Annotated in this window: 12 protein-coding genes and 1 pseudogene; 8 read left to right on the top strand and 5 right to left on the bottom strand. The window is 68.7% G+C overall.

What is annotated here, in order from left to right; translation table 11 throughout:
- Window positions 1–90: 90 nt before the first annotated feature.
- A pseudogene (locus DIE06_RS38945) lies at window positions 91–309 on the bottom strand (PfkB family carbohydrate kinase); the annotation flags it as partial.
- 233 nt (window positions 310–542) lie between these two features.
- Here DIE06_RS38945 and DIE06_RS08675 point away from each other — a divergent pair.
- Window positions 543–2339, top strand: coding sequence for an adenosylcobalamin-dependent ribonucleoside-diphosphate reductase (locus DIE06_RS08675; RefSeq protein ID WP_124661046.1), 1797 nt, complete (start codon window positions 543–545; stop codon window positions 2337–2339).
- Between the two features lie 52 nt (window positions 2340–2391).
- Here DIE06_RS08675 and ftsH read toward each other — a convergent pair whose 3' ends face one another.
- From ftsH to DIE06_RS08660, 3 genes are read right to left on the bottom strand one after another with little or no spacing between them, the layout of a single operon-like run.
- Complete coding sequence (gene ftsH / locus DIE06_RS08670; RefSeq protein WP_124661045.1) at window positions 2392–4299, bottom strand: ATP-dependent zinc metalloprotease FtsH; 1908 nt, start codon at window positions 4297–4299, stop codon at window positions 2392–2394.
- A 41-nt stretch (window positions 4300–4340) separates the two neighbouring features.
- Window positions 4341–4850 (bottom strand): BCAM0308 family protein, encoded by a 510-nt coding sequence (locus tag DIE06_RS08665; RefSeq protein ID WP_124661044.1) that lies wholly within the window; start codon window positions 4848–4850, stop codon window positions 4341–4343.
- 39 nt (window positions 4851–4889) lie between these two features.
- On the bottom strand, window positions 4890–5537 hold the full coding sequence (locus DIE06_RS08660) for a BON domain-containing protein (protein ID WP_124661043.1): 648 nt from the start codon (window positions 5535–5537) through the stop codon (window positions 4890–4892).
- Between the two features lie 295 nt (window positions 5538–5832).
- Here DIE06_RS08660 and DIE06_RS08655 point away from each other — a divergent pair, with 295 nt between their 5' ends.
- From DIE06_RS08655 to DIE06_RS08630, 6 genes are all read left to right on the top strand, one after another.
- Window positions 5833–7326 carry an efflux transporter outer membrane subunit gene (locus tag DIE06_RS08655; protein WP_124661042.1) on the top strand — a complete coding sequence of 498 codons (1494 nt, stop codon included), beginning with the start codon at window positions 5833–5835 and terminating at the stop codon, window positions 7324–7326.
- Entirely contained in the window at window positions 7323–8396 is a 1074-nt protein-coding gene (locus DIE06_RS08650; RefSeq protein ID WP_124661041.1) for an HlyD family secretion protein, read from the top strand. The genes DIE06_RS08655 and DIE06_RS08650 overlap by 4 nt, the downstream gene beginning before the upstream one ends.
- Entirely contained in the window at window positions 8393–11233 is a 2841-nt protein-coding gene (gene rbbA / locus DIE06_RS08645; RefSeq protein ID WP_124661040.1) for a ribosome-associated ATPase/putative transporter RbbA, read from the top strand. Before DIE06_RS08650 ends, rbbA begins: the two co-directional genes overlap by 4 nt.
- A 2-nt stretch (window positions 11234–11235) precedes the next feature.
- The gene (locus DIE06_RS08640; protein WP_124661039.1) at window positions 11236–12360 is read left to right on the top strand and encodes an ABC transporter permease; all 1125 of its coding nucleotides are present in this window, start codon (window positions 11236–11238) and stop codon (window positions 12358–12360) included.
- Between the two features lie 157 nt (window positions 12361–12517).
- A complete protein-coding gene (locus DIE06_RS08635) occupies window positions 12518–12703 on the top strand; it encodes a DUF2964 family protein (RefSeq protein WP_124661038.1) in 186 nt (61 codons plus the stop codon).
- A gap of 143 nt (window positions 12704–12846) precedes the next feature.
- Entirely contained in the window at window positions 12847–14250 is a 1404-nt protein-coding gene (locus DIE06_RS08630; protein WP_124661037.1) for an MBL fold metallo-hydrolase RNA specificity domain-containing protein, read from the top strand.
- A gap of 86 nt (window positions 14251–14336) precedes the next feature.
- Here DIE06_RS08630 and DIE06_RS08625 read toward each other — a convergent pair whose 3' ends face one another.
- Window positions 14337–15377 (bottom strand): zinc-dependent alcohol dehydrogenase family protein, encoded by a 1041-nt coding sequence (locus tag DIE06_RS08625; RefSeq protein WP_124661036.1) that lies wholly within the window; start codon window positions 15375–15377, stop codon window positions 14337–14339.
- 119 nt (window positions 15378–15496) lie between these two features.
- Between DIE06_RS08625 and DIE06_RS08620 the strand changes: the two genes are divergently transcribed.
- A complete protein-coding gene (locus DIE06_RS08620; protein ID WP_124661035.1) occupies window positions 15497–16549 on the top strand; it encodes an RNA-guided endonuclease TnpB family protein in 1053 nt (350 codons plus the stop codon).
- Window positions 16550–16558 lie beyond the last annotated feature (9 nt).

Genomic DNA, 16558 nt, shown 5'->3' with positions numbered 1-16558 from the left:
GCGGCGCGTCGCGAGGTCGATCCCGAGCACGAGCGCGCGCAACGGCATCGCCGTGCCGGTCTCGTCGGGATACAACCGGCTCGTCAGCACGAGCAGCAGCGTCAGGACGTCGCCGGTCGGGCCGCCGGCCAGGTACAGCGCGAGGCAGTCGCCGCCGAGCCGGTGAATGGTCCGGGCGACGTTGATCCCGCCGCCGCCGGGGTCGCGCCGCGGCCGTGCGCAGCGCAGCTTGTGCGTATCGACGATGTGCTCGACCGACGTCGCGACATCGACGGCCGGATTCAAGGTGACGGTGACGATATCGGTCATGGTGCGTGGCTCGCGGTCGATGGCAGGCGCGATCCGCCGGCTTGCGCGACGGACGCCGGCGTGGCGATTCCCGGCACCGGATGCGTGCCGGCCGTGGCTCCACCTTACGTTCGACGCCGGTCGCGGCGTTGACGCCCATCAAGCGATGCCGTGAAGGCACCCGATTGCGCTCGATCAACGACACGTTCGGGCGGGCTCTTACAGTGAGTCATTGATCGTTGCCGAGCCCCGCCATGGACGAGCAGCCGCTTTGCACCACCGTGTTCGCCGAGCGCTACGCGCAGCCCGGCGAAACGTCTCGCGCAGCCGTATTCCATCGCGTCGCCCATGCGCTGTCGCTCGCCGAGCCGCCGGCGCTGCGCGCGCAGTGCGAGCGTGCGTTCTTCCGGAACCTGCAGCGCGGCGCGATCGGCGCGGGCCGCATCCTCGCGAACGCCGGTGCGAATACCGGCGGGACGATGGTCAACTGCTTCGTCCATCCGCTCGCGATTCCGGCCGACACACCCGTGGCTGCCGTCGACGCAGCGCTCGCGCAGGCGCTCGACGAGGCACGGCTCACGCTGTCGATGGGCGGCGGCATCGGCTACGACTTCTCGCCGGTGCCGCCTGCCGATGCGTTCGAACGTCGCCTGGCATCCGGACGCGGCGTATGCGCGGCGATCGACCGCTTCGATGCGATGTGCCGGGCGCTGACGTTCACCGGCCCGCGCCGGGGCGCGCAAATGGCCGTGCTGCGCTGCGATCATCCGGATCTCGCCGCATTCGTCGCGGCCAAGCGCGGACGCGCGCGCTGGCCGACGTTCAACGTGTCGATCGGCGTCACGGACGCGTTCATGGAGGCGGTCCGGTACGACCTGCCGTGGGCGCTCGTCCACCACGCGCCACCCGGCTGCGCATCCGGCACGCCGCCCCGCCGGCCCGACGGACGCTACCTTTACGCGACGGTTCCGGCCCGCACGCTATGGCACGCGATCGTCGGCGCGGCGCGCGACAGCGCCGAACCCGGCCTGCTGTTCCTCGACACGATCCGCGACGCGAATCCGCTGCGCGAGCACGAACGGATCGACGCGACGAACCCGTGCGGCGAGCAGCCGCTGCCCGCCTACGGCAGCTGCGTGCTCGGGCCGATCGACCTGTCCCGGTTCGTGCTCTACCCGTTCGGTGTCGACGGCAAGCCGCGCTTCGACTTCGCGACGCTCGCGGACGCGGTGCGCATCCAGGTCCGCATGCTCGACAACGTGCTCGACCTGACCGCGTGGCCGCTCGCCGCGCACGAGCAAGAAGCGCGGCGCACGCGGCGCATCGGGGTCGGCGTGACCGGGCTGGGCGACGCGCTGATGATGCTGCGGCTGCGCTACGACAGCGAGGAAGCACGCGCGCTTGCACGCGGGATCGTGCTGACGATGCGCGAGCATGCGTTCGCCGCGTCGGCCGCGCTTGCCGCCGAGCGCGGCGTGTTTCCGGCCTACGATCCGGCCGCCTATCTGGCCGGCCCCGCGCACCGTATGCGCCTGCCGCTGAAGGTGCATCACGCGATCGCGCGGCACGGGCTGCGCAACAGCCATCTGCTGTCGTTCGCGCCGGCCGGCAGCGTGAGCCTCGCGTTCTGCGACAACTGTTCGAACGGGATCGAGCCGGCCGTCGGCTGGACGCAACGTCGCCTGGTCCGCACCGCGGACGGGCCGGTCCGGCCGTTTCGTGCGGAGAATCACGCTTACCGGCTGTTTCGCGAACTGCATGGCGATCGCGTCAAGCTGCCGGGCTATTTCGTCACGGCGGCCGATATCGCGCCGGCCGATCATGTCGCGATGCTCGCGGCGCTGCAGCCGTACGTCGACGCCGGCATCTCGAAGACCGTGACGATGTCGGGCCAGTGCTCGCTCGCGGAGGTCGACGCGCTGTTCTTCCAGGCATGGCGCGACGGGCTCAAGGGCATCACGGTCTTCCGGCCCGATCCGCGGCTCGCGTCGGTCGTGACCGATGACGCGGCGCCGGCGCGGCGCGACGGCCCGCTCTGCATCGGCTGTTGAACGCCACGATGGCCGGCCGCACGCGTGCGGCGCGATCGTGGCGATCGTGGCTTCAGACGGCCGCGCCCGTGGTCGTTGCCGTGTCGGCTTCCACCGGCCGGGGCGTCTCGCCGGCCGCGTCCGGCGGCGTGATGAGCGCCACCAGCCTGTCGTGATCGATCGACTCGTGCTGCAGCAGGCTGCGCGCGATCCGTTCGAGCGCATCGCGGTGCTCGCCGAGCGTCGCCGTGACCCGCGCATGCGCATCCTCGAGCAGCGCGCGCACCTCTTCGTCGATCAGTCGCGCCGTGTGCTCGCTGCAGCGACCGTCTCCCGGCGTCCAGACGCCCGGCGCGCCGACATGCGACGCGCCGTCGTCGAAGGTCGTCAGCCCGATCTTGTCGCTCATCCCGTACTGCATGACCATGTGGCGCGCCAGCGCGGTCGCGCGTTCGAGATCGTTCTGCGCGCCGGTCGATACGTCGCCGAACACGAGCTCTTCCGCGACGCGTCCGCCGAGCAGCACGTCGAGCCGGTCGAGCAATTCGCTGCGGCGCAGCACGTAGCGATCCTCGGTCGGCACCTGCTGCGTGTAACCGAGCGCCGCGATCCCGCGCGGGATGATCGACACCTTCTTCACCGGGTCGCAGTGCGCACGGCTTTGCGCGACGAGCGCGTGACCCGACTCGTGGTACGCGATGGTCCGCTTCTCCTGCTCGTTCATCACGCGGCTCTTGCGCTCCATGCCGGTCATCGCGCGATCGATCGCTTCGTCGAAATCGGCCATCCCGATCGCGGGCTTGCCGAGTTCGGCCGCATGCAATGCGGCTTCGTTCACGACGTTCGCGAGATCGGCGCCGACGAAGCCCGGCGTGCGCTGCGCCAGCTCGGCCAGGTCGACTTCCGGCGCAAGCTTCACGCGCTTCGTGTGCACGGCCAGGATCTGCTTGCGGCCGGTCAGGTCCGGCCGGTCGATCGCGATGTGCCGGTCGAAACGGCCCGGGCGCAGCAGCGCGGGATCCAGGATCTCCGGCCGGTTGGTCGCGGCCATGATGATGACGCCCGAATTGGCCTGGAAGCCGTCCATCTCGACGAGCAGCTGGTTGAGCGTCTGCTCGCGCTCGTCGTTGCCCGACATCAGGCCGACACCGCGCGCCTTGCCGAGCGCATCGAGCTCGTCGATGAACACGATGCACGGCGCGCTCTGCTGCGCCTGCTCGAAGAGATCGCGCACGCGCGCCGCGCCGACGCCGACGAACATCTCGACGAACGCAGAGCCGCTGATCGTGAAGAACGGCACCGCCGCCTCGCCGGCCACCGCGCGTGCCAGCAGCGTCTTGCCGGTGCCCGGCGCCCCGACGATCAGCACGCCCTTCGGAATCTTGCCGCCGAGCCGCTGATAACGTTCGGGATTGCGCAGGAACGCGACGATCTGCTGCAGCTCGGCCTTCGCCTCGTCGATGCCCGCGATATCGTCGAACGTGATGCCGGTTTCCTTCTGCATGTACACGCGGGCCCGGCTTTTTCCCATGCCGCTCATATCCCGCATCCCGCCGGGCCTGCGCAACATGAAACTCCAGATCACGACGAAGCCGATCAACGGGAAGATCCATGCGGCGAGCGTCCCGATCCAGCCCGTATCCGTCGCGCCACGGTAGCGAATCCCGGCAGTCGTCAGCGCGGGGACCAGGCTTTCGTCGCTCACCCGGTTCGTCGTGAAGCGCCACGGCGGCCCGACCTCCTTCACCGCGGCCGCGTCGGACGCAGGCAGCGCCGCGCCGGCTTCCGGCATGCGCAGCGTGCCCGAGATCGACGACGGGCCGATCTCGAGATCGTCGACGAGCCGTGCGTCCACCAGGTGATGAAAATCGCTGTAGGAAATCGACGTCGACGCCGGCTGACGCGCCAGCAGTTGAACCGCGAGCAGCACGGCGAACGCGATCGGGATCAGCAACCCGGAGTAGTCGAATGATTTTTTCATGAGGATCGAGCCTGTCCGGCGGGTGGCGGGCACCCGCCCGTTCACGCGTCGTCGCGCTTCCATTGCGCGCGCAGCACGTCCTCGCTGTCGCGATAGTGGAGCGCGAGATCGCCGTGATGCGCATGCAGCAACGCTTCCGCCAGGCGCCGGACCATGTGCACGCCCGTCGTCCTGACGACGAGCGCATCGGCGGATTGCTCGATGTCCATGATGCGTTCGAGCGCGTGCTCGCTCATCTCCATCTCGGCCTGACGCTGGAGCAGCTCGAGAATCGTGGACCGATGCGCGCGCAGGTACGCGCCGTGCAACATCAACTCGCCCGCCGGCACGTTTTCGCGCATGCGCTTGCAGGCCGGGCATTCGAGCTGGCGCCGGTCGAGCGTGGTCGCGTACCAGGTCCAGCGGCCCGCGTCGCAGACGGCGCCGCAGCCTTCGCAGATCCGGTCGCCTTTGGGGCGCTTCGGATCACGGTAACTGTCCTTCGTATGCGGCTGCATGCGCATGTCACGACGCAGGGTGTGTCGGCCGAGGCCGGTATTCGAACGGTTCATCGCTGCTTCTCCTGGTAGTGGACGGCGCGGGCAAGCCGGTCAGGCAACGGTCAGCCGGTCCACGACTTCCCGGACACCCCGGACCGCCCCCGCCGCGCCGCACGCGGCACGCCTTTCGGCGAGCGACGTGACCGTGCCCGTCAACGTGACGACGCCGTCGGTTGCGTCGATCGAGATTCCCGCGGATTCGCGCTGCGCACGACGCGCAAGCGCTTCGGCGATCCGGGCACCGATGTCCGGCACCGTGTGGTCGGCGCGCACCCGAATCCGGTTCGCCACGCCGACGACACCGATCATCCGGCTCACCATCGCTTCCGCCGCACGGCTCTGGAACGCGTGATCGACTTCGCCGTCGAGCGTCACGCAGCCGTGATCGACCTCGACACTGATCTTGTGATCGCGCAACGCCTCCTGCCAGCCGAGCGCGAAGGTGATCGCGATCGCCAGCTCCTGGTCCGCGCACGCGTTTTCCGGCGGGGTGACGTTCACTTCGAGCACCAGCGCGCGCGCATCGGCGACATGCAGCGCCGTTTTCTGCGCCTCGAGCTTCTGGGCCCAGCTGTCGACGGTGCCGCGCAGCGTCACGATCCGGTCGCGGACCTCGACGTCGATCCGGCGCGCATCGATCGCCGGATTCCAGAACAGCGCCTGCTCGACATCCTGCTTGAGTGCCACGTCTGACTTCATGTCGGTCTCCCGTCGGCCGGCACCGATCGCGAAGCCTGCGATCGGATGCGTGCCGCACCGTATTCAGCATCGCGCACGGCCGCGCCGGCGGCTTGACGAGGATCAATCAACGGCGGGCTTGCGCCGGAGGCACGCTCCGGCACGCGCGTCAAGCGAGGGGGCGCTCGAAACGCGTTCCCGCCCGCGTGACCCAGATCAAGGGGAAACCCGGTAATCGTCGGATATAAGTGAACCCGAAGCGGCGACGCCTGGTGGGCGGCGCCATCCCGTGTTCCCGTATTCGACGAGGCATCCCATGCGCGCTGCCGCGCCTCCCGCTCGCTTTCACCCTGCCGCCGCGCGGCGCATGCGTGCCATTGCGCTGGCCGCGGGCATGGGGCTGTTGTCGGGATGCGTGTCGCTTGCACCACCGGACGAACGTGCCGCCGCGCCGATTCCCGCCTCCTTTCCGGATCCGTCCGCCGACGCGACACCCGCGGCGCCAGTGCCCGAGTGGCAGGCTTACTTCGTCGACGCGCGCCTTCGCGCATTGATCCGGCAGGCGCTCGCCAACAACCGGGATGTGCGCGCGGCCGTTGCACGTGTCGAGCAGGCGCGCGCGGTCTACGGCATCCGCGGCGCCGATCAGTGGCCGACGATCGCTGCGGGCGCGGCCTATGCGCGGTTTCGCACGCCGGGCGGTTTTCTCACGCCGGTGCCCGTCATCGGCCAGATATACGAAGTCCAGCTGGCCGAAACGCAATGGGAGATCGATTTCTGGGGCCGCGTGCGCAACCTGAAAGAAGCGGCGCTGCAGCGCTACCTCGCAAGCGACGCGGCCCGCCAGGCGGTGACGCTGAGCGTCGTCACCGGCGTGGCGGATGCGTACCTGACCCTGTGCGAGATCGACGAGCGCATCGCGCTGACCCGCGCGACGATCGACACGCGCCGCGAGTCGCTGCGGATTTTCCGGTTGCGTCACGCGGCCGGCGCGATCTCGCGCCTCGACCTGACGCAATCGGAAATCCTGCTCCAGCAGGCGGAATCGCTCGGCGTCCAGCTGCAGCAGGCGCGCGCGACGGCGGCCGATGCGCTGGCGCTGCTCGTCGGTGCGCCGCCGGATGCGGCCGACACGCCGCTCGCGCTCGACGACGGCGCGGTGCTGCCGTCGCTCGCCCCCGGCCTGCCTTCGTCGCTGCTGACCCGGCGTCCGGACGTGATTGCGGCGGAGCACGAACTGCAGGCTACCCGCGCGAACATCGGCGCGGCACGGGCGGCGTTCTTTCCGCGCATCGCATTGACGAGCGCGATCGGTTCGGGAAGCAGCGCGCTGCATGAACTGCTGTCGTCCGGAACGGGCGTGTGGTCGCTGATTCCCAACGTCACGCTGCCGCTCGTCGACGGCGGCCGCAACCGGTCGAATCTCGCGCTCGCACGCGCGCAACGCGCCGAGGCGCTCGCCCAATACGAGAAGACGCTGCAGCGTGCGTTCCGTGACGTGTCCGATGCGCTCGCGGCGCGCTACTGGCTCGCCGACCAGGTCGCCATCGAGCGTGCGACGCTGGCCTCGCAGGCCGAGCGGGCGCGCCTCGCGAAGCTGCGCTACGACAGCGGCGCAACCCGTTTCCTCGAAGTGCTCGATGCGCAACGGGACCTGATGAACGCCGAGCAGCAACTGGTCATGACCCGCCGTGCGCTGCTGTCGAGCCGCGTCGCGCTGTACGGCGCGCTCGGGGGCGGAACGGCGGGCACCGGCGAGGCCGCCGCGGCAACCGACCACCTTTCGACAGACCCGGAACACAAACGATGAAAACCATCCCGCGCCCTCTTCTGATCGGTATCGGTGCGGCCGTGCTCGCGATCGGCCTCGCGTACTACGGCTGGACGCGCTGGCACGACGGGCACGCCGATGCGGGGCTCGTCAGCGGCAACGGCCGCATCGAGGCGACCGAAATCGACGTCGCGACCAAGCTGCCGGGGCGCGTGACCGCCATGCTCGTCGACGAAGGCGACTTCGTGACGGCCGGCCAGCCGCTCGCACGGATGGACGTCGTCGTCCTGCAGGCACAACTCGACGAAGCGCAGGCGCGGGAACAACAGGCGATCAACACCGCGGCGAGCATCGACGCGCAGGTGGCGCAGCGCCGCAGCGACAAGGCCGCGGCCGCGGCCGTCGTCGTGCAGCGGGACAGCGAGCTGGATGCGGCCACGCGGCGGCTCGCGCGGTCCGAAACGCTGTCGCGTGACGGCGCATCGTCGATGCAGGAACTGGACGACGATCGCGCGCGTGCCGGCAGCCTGCGGGCGACCGTGAATGCCGCGCGCGCCCAGGTGGAAGCCGCGCAGGCCGCCATCGATGCCACGCGGGCCCAGCTCGTCGCGGCGCGCTCGGCCGTGACCGCCGCACAGGCGACCGTGGCGCGCGTGCGGGCCGACATCGCGGACAGCGAACTGACTTCGCCGCGCGACGGGCGCGTCCAGTACCGGATCGCCGAATCGGGCGAGGTCCTGCCGGCAGGCGGCAAGGTGCTCAACGTCGTCGACCTGTCCGACGTCTACATGACCTTCTTCCTGCCCGAAGCGGTCGTCGGCCGGGTGCCGCTCGGCGCCGACGTGCGGATCGTGCTCGATGCGGCGCCGGAATACGTGATTCCGGCACGCGTGTCGTACGTGTCGAGCACGGCGCAGTTCACGCCGAAGACGGTCGAGACGGCCACCGAGCGGCAGAAGCTGATGTTTCGCGTCAAGGCGCGCATCGACCGCGACCTGTTGCAGCGCCACCTGAAACTGGTCAAGACCGGGTTGCCCGGCGTCGCGTGGCTGAAGACCGACCCGCATGCGGACTGGCCGGAGCGCCTCGCGATGAAGGTGCCGCAATGAAATCGACGACGCCTGCCGATACGGATGCCGGCTCGACCGATGGTCTGCCGGTGCCGGCCGGCACGGGCGTGGTCGCACGGCTGTCCGGCGTCTCGCTGCGCTATGGCGACACGGTCGCGCTCGCCGACGTGACGCTCGAGCTCCCGGCCGGCCGCATGATCGGGCTGATCGGGCCGGACGGCGTCGGCAAGTCGAGCCTGCTCGCGCTCTTGGCCGGCGCGCGCGCGATCCAGCAGGGGCGCGTGTGGGCGCTCGACGGCGATCTGGCGTCGCGCCGCGATCGCGCACGCGTATGCCGGCGCATCGCCTACATGCCGCAAGGCCTGGGCCGGAACCTGTACGCGACGCTGTCGGTCGAGGAAAACCTGCAGTTCTTCGCGAGACTGTTCGGCCACGGTGCGGCGGAGCGCCGCCGCCGGATCGACGCGCTGACGCACAGCACCGGCCTGCATCCGTTCCTGGAGCGCCCCGCCGGCAAGCTGTCCGGCGGCATGAAGCAGAAGCTCGGCCTGTGCTGCGCGCTGATCCACGATCCCGACCTGCTGATCCTGGACGAACCGACGACCGGCGTCGACCCGCTGTCGCGCGCGCAGTTCTGGGCGCTGATCGGACGCATTCGCGCCGCCCGCCCGGCGATGAGCGTGCTGGTCGCCACCGCGTACATGGACGAGGCCCGGCGTTTCGACCGGCTGATCGCGATGGACGCCGGCCGCGTGCTGGCGACGGGCAGCCCGGGCGAACTGCTCGAGCGCACCGGTTGCGACACGCTGGAGGACGCGTTCATCGCGTTGCTCCCGGAAGCGCGCCGGCACGGGTATCAGCCGGTCCGCATCGCGCCGTTCCAGCCCGACCAGGCCGCCGGTTACGCGATCGAGGCCGATGCGCTGACGATGCGGTTCGGCGATTTCGTCGCGGTCGACCGTGTGAGCCTGCAGATCCGCCGCGGCGAAATCTTCGGCTTTCTCGGCTCCAACGGCTGCGGCAAGTCGACGACCATGAAGATGCTCACGGGGCTGCTCCCCGCCTCCGAAGGCACCGCGACGCTGTTCGGGCGGCCGGTCGCCGCGAACGACCTCGACACGCGCCGGCGCGTCGGCTACATGTCGCAAGGGTTTTCGCTCTACGGCGAACTGACCGTCCGGCAGAACCTCGTGCTGCACGCGCGCCTGTTCGGCGTACCGGAACCGGACGTACCCGCGCGGGTGACCGAAATGGTCGCGCGGTTCGGGCTCGCCGACGCGCTCGACGCGCTGCCCGAGCGCCTGCCGCTCGGCATGCGGCAGCGGCTGTCCCTTGCGGTGGCGATGGTGCACAAGCCCGAGCTGCTGATCCTCGACGAGCCGACGTCGGGCGTGGACCCCGTCGCGCGGGACGAGTTCTGGCGGCTGATGATCGCGCTCGCGCGCCAAGATCGCGTGACCATCTTCATTTCGACGCACTTCATGAACGAGGCCGCGCGTTGCGACCGCATCTCGCTGATGCATGCGGGCCGCGTGCTCGCCAGCGCCGCGCCTGCGGAACTGGTGCGCCTGCGCGGCGCCGCCACGCTCGAGGACGCGTTCATCGGCTACCTGGGCGACGCACAGCGTGCGGACGGCGCGGATGGTGCGGATGGTGCCGACGGCGCGACGGCCGATGCGCCGTCCGACGCCGGCTGGCTCGCGGCGCCGACCGCGGCGCCCGCGGCCGCCGGCGCCGGCCATGCGGCTGCATGGTTCAGCCCGGCGCGTGCCGGCAGTTATCTGTGGCGCGAGGTGCTGGAACTGCGACGCGACCCGCTGCGCGCGACGCTGGCGCTGTTCGGCTCGCTCGTGCTGATGTGCGTGATCAGCATCGGGATCAGTCTCGACGTCGACCACCTGACGTTCGCGGTACTGGACCGCGATCAGTCGATCCTGAGCCAGGACTATGCGCAGAACCTCGCCGGTTCCCGCTACTTCGTGCCGCGCGCGCCGCTCGCGGACGATCGCGATATCGAGCGCCGCATGCGCAACGGCCAGCTGTCGCTCGCGCTCGAGATTCCGCCCGGTTTCGCGCGCGACGTCGCGCGCGGCCGGCGCGTCGAAATCGGCGCGTGGGTCGACGGCGCGATGCCGATGCGCGCGGAGACGATCCGCGGCTACGTGGCCGGCATGCACGAGAACTGGCTGCGCGACCAGGCCAGGCGCCGTCTCGGCGTGTCGCTGGTCCCGGCCGTCGACATCGCGATCCGCTATCGGTACAACCCGGACGTCAAGAGCCTGCCGGCGATGATTCCGGCGATCATGCCGATGCTGCTGCTGATGCTGCCCGCGATGCTGACGGCGCTCGCCGTCGTGCGGGAACGGGAGCTCGGGTCGATCGTCAACCTGTACGTGACGCCCGTCACGCGGGCCGAATTCCTGCTCGGCAAGCAGGCGCCGTACGTGATGCTGGCGATGCTGAATTTCCTGCTGATGGTCGTGCTGGCCGACGTCGTGTTCGGCGTGCGGATCAAGGGCAGTTTCGCGACGCTGGCGGCCGCGGTGCTGATCTTCAACGTCGTGGCCACCGCCATCGGGCTGTTCGCGTCGACGTTTACCCGCAGCCAGATCGCGGCGATCTTCATGACGATCGTCGGCACGCTGATCCCCGTCGTGCAGTTCTCCGGGCTGCTCACGCCGCTGTCGTCGCTCGAGGGCAGCGGCAAGTGGATCGGCACGGTCTATCCGGCCACCTACATGCTCGCGATCAGCCGCGGCGTGTACAACAAGGCGCTCGGCCTGGCGGACCTGTCGTCCCAGTTCTGGCCGATGCTCGCGGCCGTGCCGGTCATCCTGGTCATGACCGGCGTGCTGCTGCGCAAGCAGGAGCGCTGACCATGGCGCGCCTGCTCGCCATTTTCCGGCTGGGGGTCAAGGAGCTCTGGAGCCTCGCTCGCGACCCGATCCTGCTCGCGCTCATCGTCTACACGTTCAGCGCGTCGATCTACGTCGCCGCCACCGCGCGGCCGGAAACGCTGCACAAGGTGCCGATCGCGATCGTCGACGAGGATGCGTCGCCGCTGTCGGCGCGCATCGCGGCGGCGTTCTTTCCGCCGCAGTTCGCACCGCCCCCGATCGTCGACGCCGGCGCGGCCGATCGCGGCCTGGACAACGGCGACTACACGTTCTCGCTCGACATTCCGCCGGATTTCCAGCGCGACGTGCTCGCCGGCCGCCATGCGACGGTCCAGCTCAACGTCGATGCGACGCGCATGACGCAGGCGTTCACCGGCGGCGGCTACGTCCAGCAGATCGTGTCGGGCGAGATCGATGCATTCATGCGGCGCCAGCGCGGCGCGGCCTTGCCGCCTGTCGATCTCGCGATGCGGATGCGCTTCAACCCGAATCTCGACGAAGTCTGGTTCGGCGCGCTGATGGAGCTGATCAACAACGTGACGATGCTGTCGATGATCCTCACCGGGGCCGCGCTGATTCGCGAGCGCGAGCACGGCACGATCGAGCATCTGCTCGTCATGCCGGTGACCGCGGCGGACATCATGCTCGCGAAGGTCTGGTCGATGGGGCTCGTCGTCGCGGCGGCCGCCGTCGCGTCGCTGACGTTCGTCGTGGGCGGCGCGCTGCACGTGCCGATTCCCGGGTCCGTGCCGCTGTTCGTGGCCGGCATGGCGTTGCACCTGTTCGCGACGACGTCGATGGGGATCTTTCTCGCGACGCTCGTGCGCAGCATGCCGCAGTTCGGCATGCTGCTCGTGCTCGTGCTGCTGCCGCTGCAACTGCTGTCGGGCGGACTGACGCCGCGCGAGAGCATGCCGCTCGCCGTGCAGGACATCATGCTGGCCGCGCCGACCACCCATTTCGTCGAACTCGCGCAACGCATCCTGTACCGGGGCGCCGGACTCGACGCGGTCTGGACGCAGTTCGCGGCGCTGTTCGCGATCGGCTGCGTGCTGTTCCTGCTGTCGCTGAAGCGATTCCGCAAGACGATTGGTCAGATGACTTGATTGCCCGTCGCTCGCGCGACGCCGGGATTCGTCCGTTGATACAGATCAACCGGGCCGTGGGCCGGCACGCGATCATGACGCCATGTCTTGCGCAAGCCGTGGTAGCCGCGGTCGCGGCGCAACCGTGCCACCGGTGGCCGCTTTCCGGGAGAACGTCATGACTCGACAGCACTACCGAAGCGTTGTTGCGACGCTCTGCGTGTTCATCGCGCTCGCGTCGCTGCTCGGCGTCGTGCACGCGATGCTGATCGACGGGCGTGTCGTCCCGTATGCGATCGTCACGCTGGTGTCGGGCATCGTCGCGTTCATCGCGCAGCTGGAGACGGCGCCGAGCGCACAATAGCGGCGCGGACGGTCGCGCAGCGCCTGCAGGAAACGGCCCGGCCAGCAAGCGAATCCCGCAATTCCTGATATCGGTCAACCGTCGCGCGCGCGTTCGCGCTGTAATCGGCTTACTGTTCCGTCGACTCCCGGCGAGGCGATTCCATGAAACTGACTTTTCTCGGCGCGACCGAAACCGTGACCGGCTCGAAGTATCTGGTCGAGCACGGCGGCCGGCGCATCCTGGTCGATTGCGGCCTGTTCCAGGGCACGAAGAACCTGCGGCTGCGCAACTGGTGCCCGTTGCCGATCGCGCCCGACACGCTGGACGCGGTCGTGCTCACGCACGCGCATATCGACCACACCGGCTATCTCCCGGTGCTGGTGCGCGAAGGCTATCGCGGGCCGGTGTACTGCACGGCGGCCACGGCCGAACTCTGCGACATCATGCTGCGCGACAGCGCGCGGCTGCAGGAGGAGGAAGCCGACTTCGCGAACCGGCACGGTTACTCGAAGCATCATCCGGCGCAACCGCTCTACACGCTGGACGACGCGCAACGCGCGCTGCACCTGCTGAAGCCCGTCGCCTTCGACGAATGCACCGCGCTGGGCGGCAGCCTGGCGTTCCGCCTGCTGCCGGCCGGACACATCCTGGGCGCGGCGAGCGTCGTGATGCACTGGGATCACAAGGTGCTCGCGTTCTCCGGCGACCTCGGCCGCTATCACGACCCGATCATGCAGCCGCCGCGGCCGCCCGGGCACGCGGATTACCTGGTGGTCGAATCGACGTACGGCGACCGGCTGCACCCCGAGTCGGATCCCGAGAACGAACTGGCCGCGATGTTCGACAAGACGTTCGCGCGCGGCGGGGTGGTCGTGATGCCCTGCTTCACCGTCGGCCGCGCGCAGGAAATCCTGCACTACATCGCGCGGCTGAAGGCGTCGGGCCGCATGGCGCGCGTCCCGGTGTTCCTCGACAGCCCGATGGCGACGGACGTGACGGAGATCTATCGCCACCATATCCTCGAACACCGCCTGACCGTGTCCGAAGCGAATGCGCTCGGCCATGCGGCGACGATGACCCGGTCGGTCGACCAGTCGAAGGCGATTGCCGAGCACCATGGCCCGATGGTCATCATCGCCGGCAGCGGGATGGCGACGGGCGGGCGCGTGCTGCATCACCTGAGCCGCTACGCACCCGATGCGCGCAACACGATCGCGCTGGTCGGCTACCAGGCCGTCGGCACGCGCGGTGCGGCGCTCGCGGCGCACGAGCCGACGCTGAAGATTCACGGCGAATATGTTCGCGTGCGCGCGCAGGTCGAGTCGATCACGACACTGTCGGCCCATGCCGATTACGAAGAAATCCTGAAGTGGCTCGGCACGATGCAGTGCGCGCCCGTGCGGACGTTCATCACGCATGGCGAACCCGCCGCCGCGGATGCGTTGCGCCGGCGCATCTCGGAGAGCCTGCATTGGCCGTGCGAGGTGCCGACTTATGCGCAGTGCGTCGATCTGGACGAGATCGAATCACCCAACACGCAGGAGCCCGCCGCGCTGTCGTCCTGACTGGCGGCCATTGGGGCGCAAACGCCGGACGCGCGTGACGGGAAGCGGAAGCCCTACCCGGTTCCCGTCACGCGCCGCCCGGCCAATCAGGCGACTTCGATGATCACCTTCAACGCATGGGTTTGCGCGGCACTCCCGAACGTGTCGTAAGCGCGTTCCACGTCGTCGAGCGAGAACCGGTGCGTGATCAGGCGCGTCGGATCCAGGCGCCCGGCGCGCACGGTCTTCAGCAGCATCGGCGTGCTGACCGTGTCGACGAGCCGCGTCGTGATCGCGATGTTGCGATCCCACAGCTTCTCGAGGTGCAGGTCGGCCTTGACGCCATGTACGCCGACGTTCGCGACCACACCGCCGGGCGCCACGAGCGACGTGCACATCTCGAACGTCGCCGGAATGCCGACCGCTTCGATCGCGCAATCCACGCCGACGCCATCGGTCAGCCGCATCACCTCCGCAACCGGATCGCCGCCGTGGCCGTCGAAGCAGTCGGTCGCGCCGAAGTGCCGCGCGACCTCGAGCCGGTTGCTGTCCGGGTCGATCATGATGACCTGCGCCGGCGAGTAGAACTGCGCGGTCAGCAACGCGGCCAGCCCGATCGGGCCCGCGCCGACGATCGCCACCGAGCAGCCCGGCTGCACCTTGCCGTTCAGCACACCGCACTCGAATCCGGTCGGCAGGATGTCGGACAGCATCACGAGTGCGTCCTCGTCCGCGCCGGCCGGAATCCGGTACAGGCTGGTCGGCGCATGCGGGATGCGCACGAACTCGGCCTGCGTGCCGTCGATCCGGTTGCCGAGAATCCAGCCGCCGGTCGTGCAGTGCGAATACAGCCCGCGGCGGCAGTACTCGCAGCGGCCGCACGACGAGATGCAGGAAATCAGCACGCGATCGCCCGGCTTGAACGTATCGACCGCGGCGCCGACCTGCTCGATGATGCCCACGCCTTCATGGCCGAGAATGCGGCCCGGTTCGCAGCTCGGCACGTCACCCTTGAGGATGTGCAGATCGGTGCCGCAGATCGTCGTGCGCGTCACGCGGACGATCGCGTCGGTCGGCGACTGCAGTTCCGGCATGGGCCGCCGTTCGAGCGCCTTGCGCCCCGGCCCCTGGTAGACGAGTGCTTTCATCAGAATTTGCTCCGAGAAACCCCGCCATTTCCCCCAAGGGGACTTCCTTCGGGGCGAATGGCGGGAAGGAAAGGAGTGCTGTTGACAGGCAGCTTCTTCCACGGGTTAGGATCACCAGCATGATCGTTGTCTACCGCTACCGGGTGAAGTCGCTCAACGGACTGCTTGACAAGCAGAGCCGCGCGGTGAACTACGTCTGGAACTTCTGCAACGATACGCAGAAGCACGCGCTCAAGTGGAGCAAGAAGTGGCCGACGGGTTTCGACTTGAATGTGCTCACCACCGGCAGCAGTAAGGAACTCGGTATCCACTCCGGCACGATCAACGCGACGTGCGAGCAATACGCGAAGTCGCGCAGTCGGAACCGTCGGCCCTACCTGCGCTATCGTGGCAGGAAATCGCTGGGCTGGGTGCCGCTGAAGGGCCGAGACCTGAAGCGCGAGAGCGATGCGTTTCGCTTTGCCGGCAACACCTTTCGCGTATTCAATAGCCGACCGCTTCCCGACGGAAAGATCAAGGACGGAACCAACTTTGCGCAAGACGCACGGGGCAACTGGTTTCTCAACATCGTGATCGAGATGCCCGATGTTCAGGCGCGCCCGATCCGTTCCGGCGTCGGTATCGATCTCGGCCTGAAAGACTTCGCCACACTTTCGACGGGCGAGACGCTGCCTAACGATCGGTTCGGCCGACGCGCGGCCGAGAAGCTCGCGAAGGCGCAACGGGCGCGAAAGCACAAGCGACATATCGCGAAGCTGCACGCCAAGGTCGCGAATGCCCGTGTCGATTTCCAGCACAAGCTCGCGCTCGATCTGGTCCGTCGCTTCGATTACATCGCGGTCGGCAACGTGTCGCCCGCCAAGCTCGCCAGATCCAGGATGGCGAAGAGCGTCTACGACGCATCCTGGTCGTCCTTTCGGGACAAGCTCCGTTACAAGGCGATCGCGCACGGAGCCACGTTCGAGGAAGTCGACGAAAGCGGTTCCACCCAGTCCTGTTCGGCGTGCGGGTCGAAAGACAGCACGACGCGGCCGAAAGGTATCGCGGGACTGCGAGTAAGAGAGTGGGTTTGCAGTGACTGTGGTGTCGTGCATGATCGTGATACCAACGCTGCTATGAACATTCTCCGATGCGGACGTGCATCGCCAGGTGTGGGAATCCTCCGCCTTTAGGCGCGGAGG

This window comes from Burkholderia sp. Bp8998 (assembly GCF_003854235.1).
Lineage (GTDB): Bacteria > Pseudomonadota > Gammaproteobacteria > Burkholderiales > Burkholderiaceae > Burkholderia.
The sequence above is the reverse complement of the archived record's forward strand: the minus strand, read 5'-3'. Positions and strand labels throughout refer to the sequence as shown.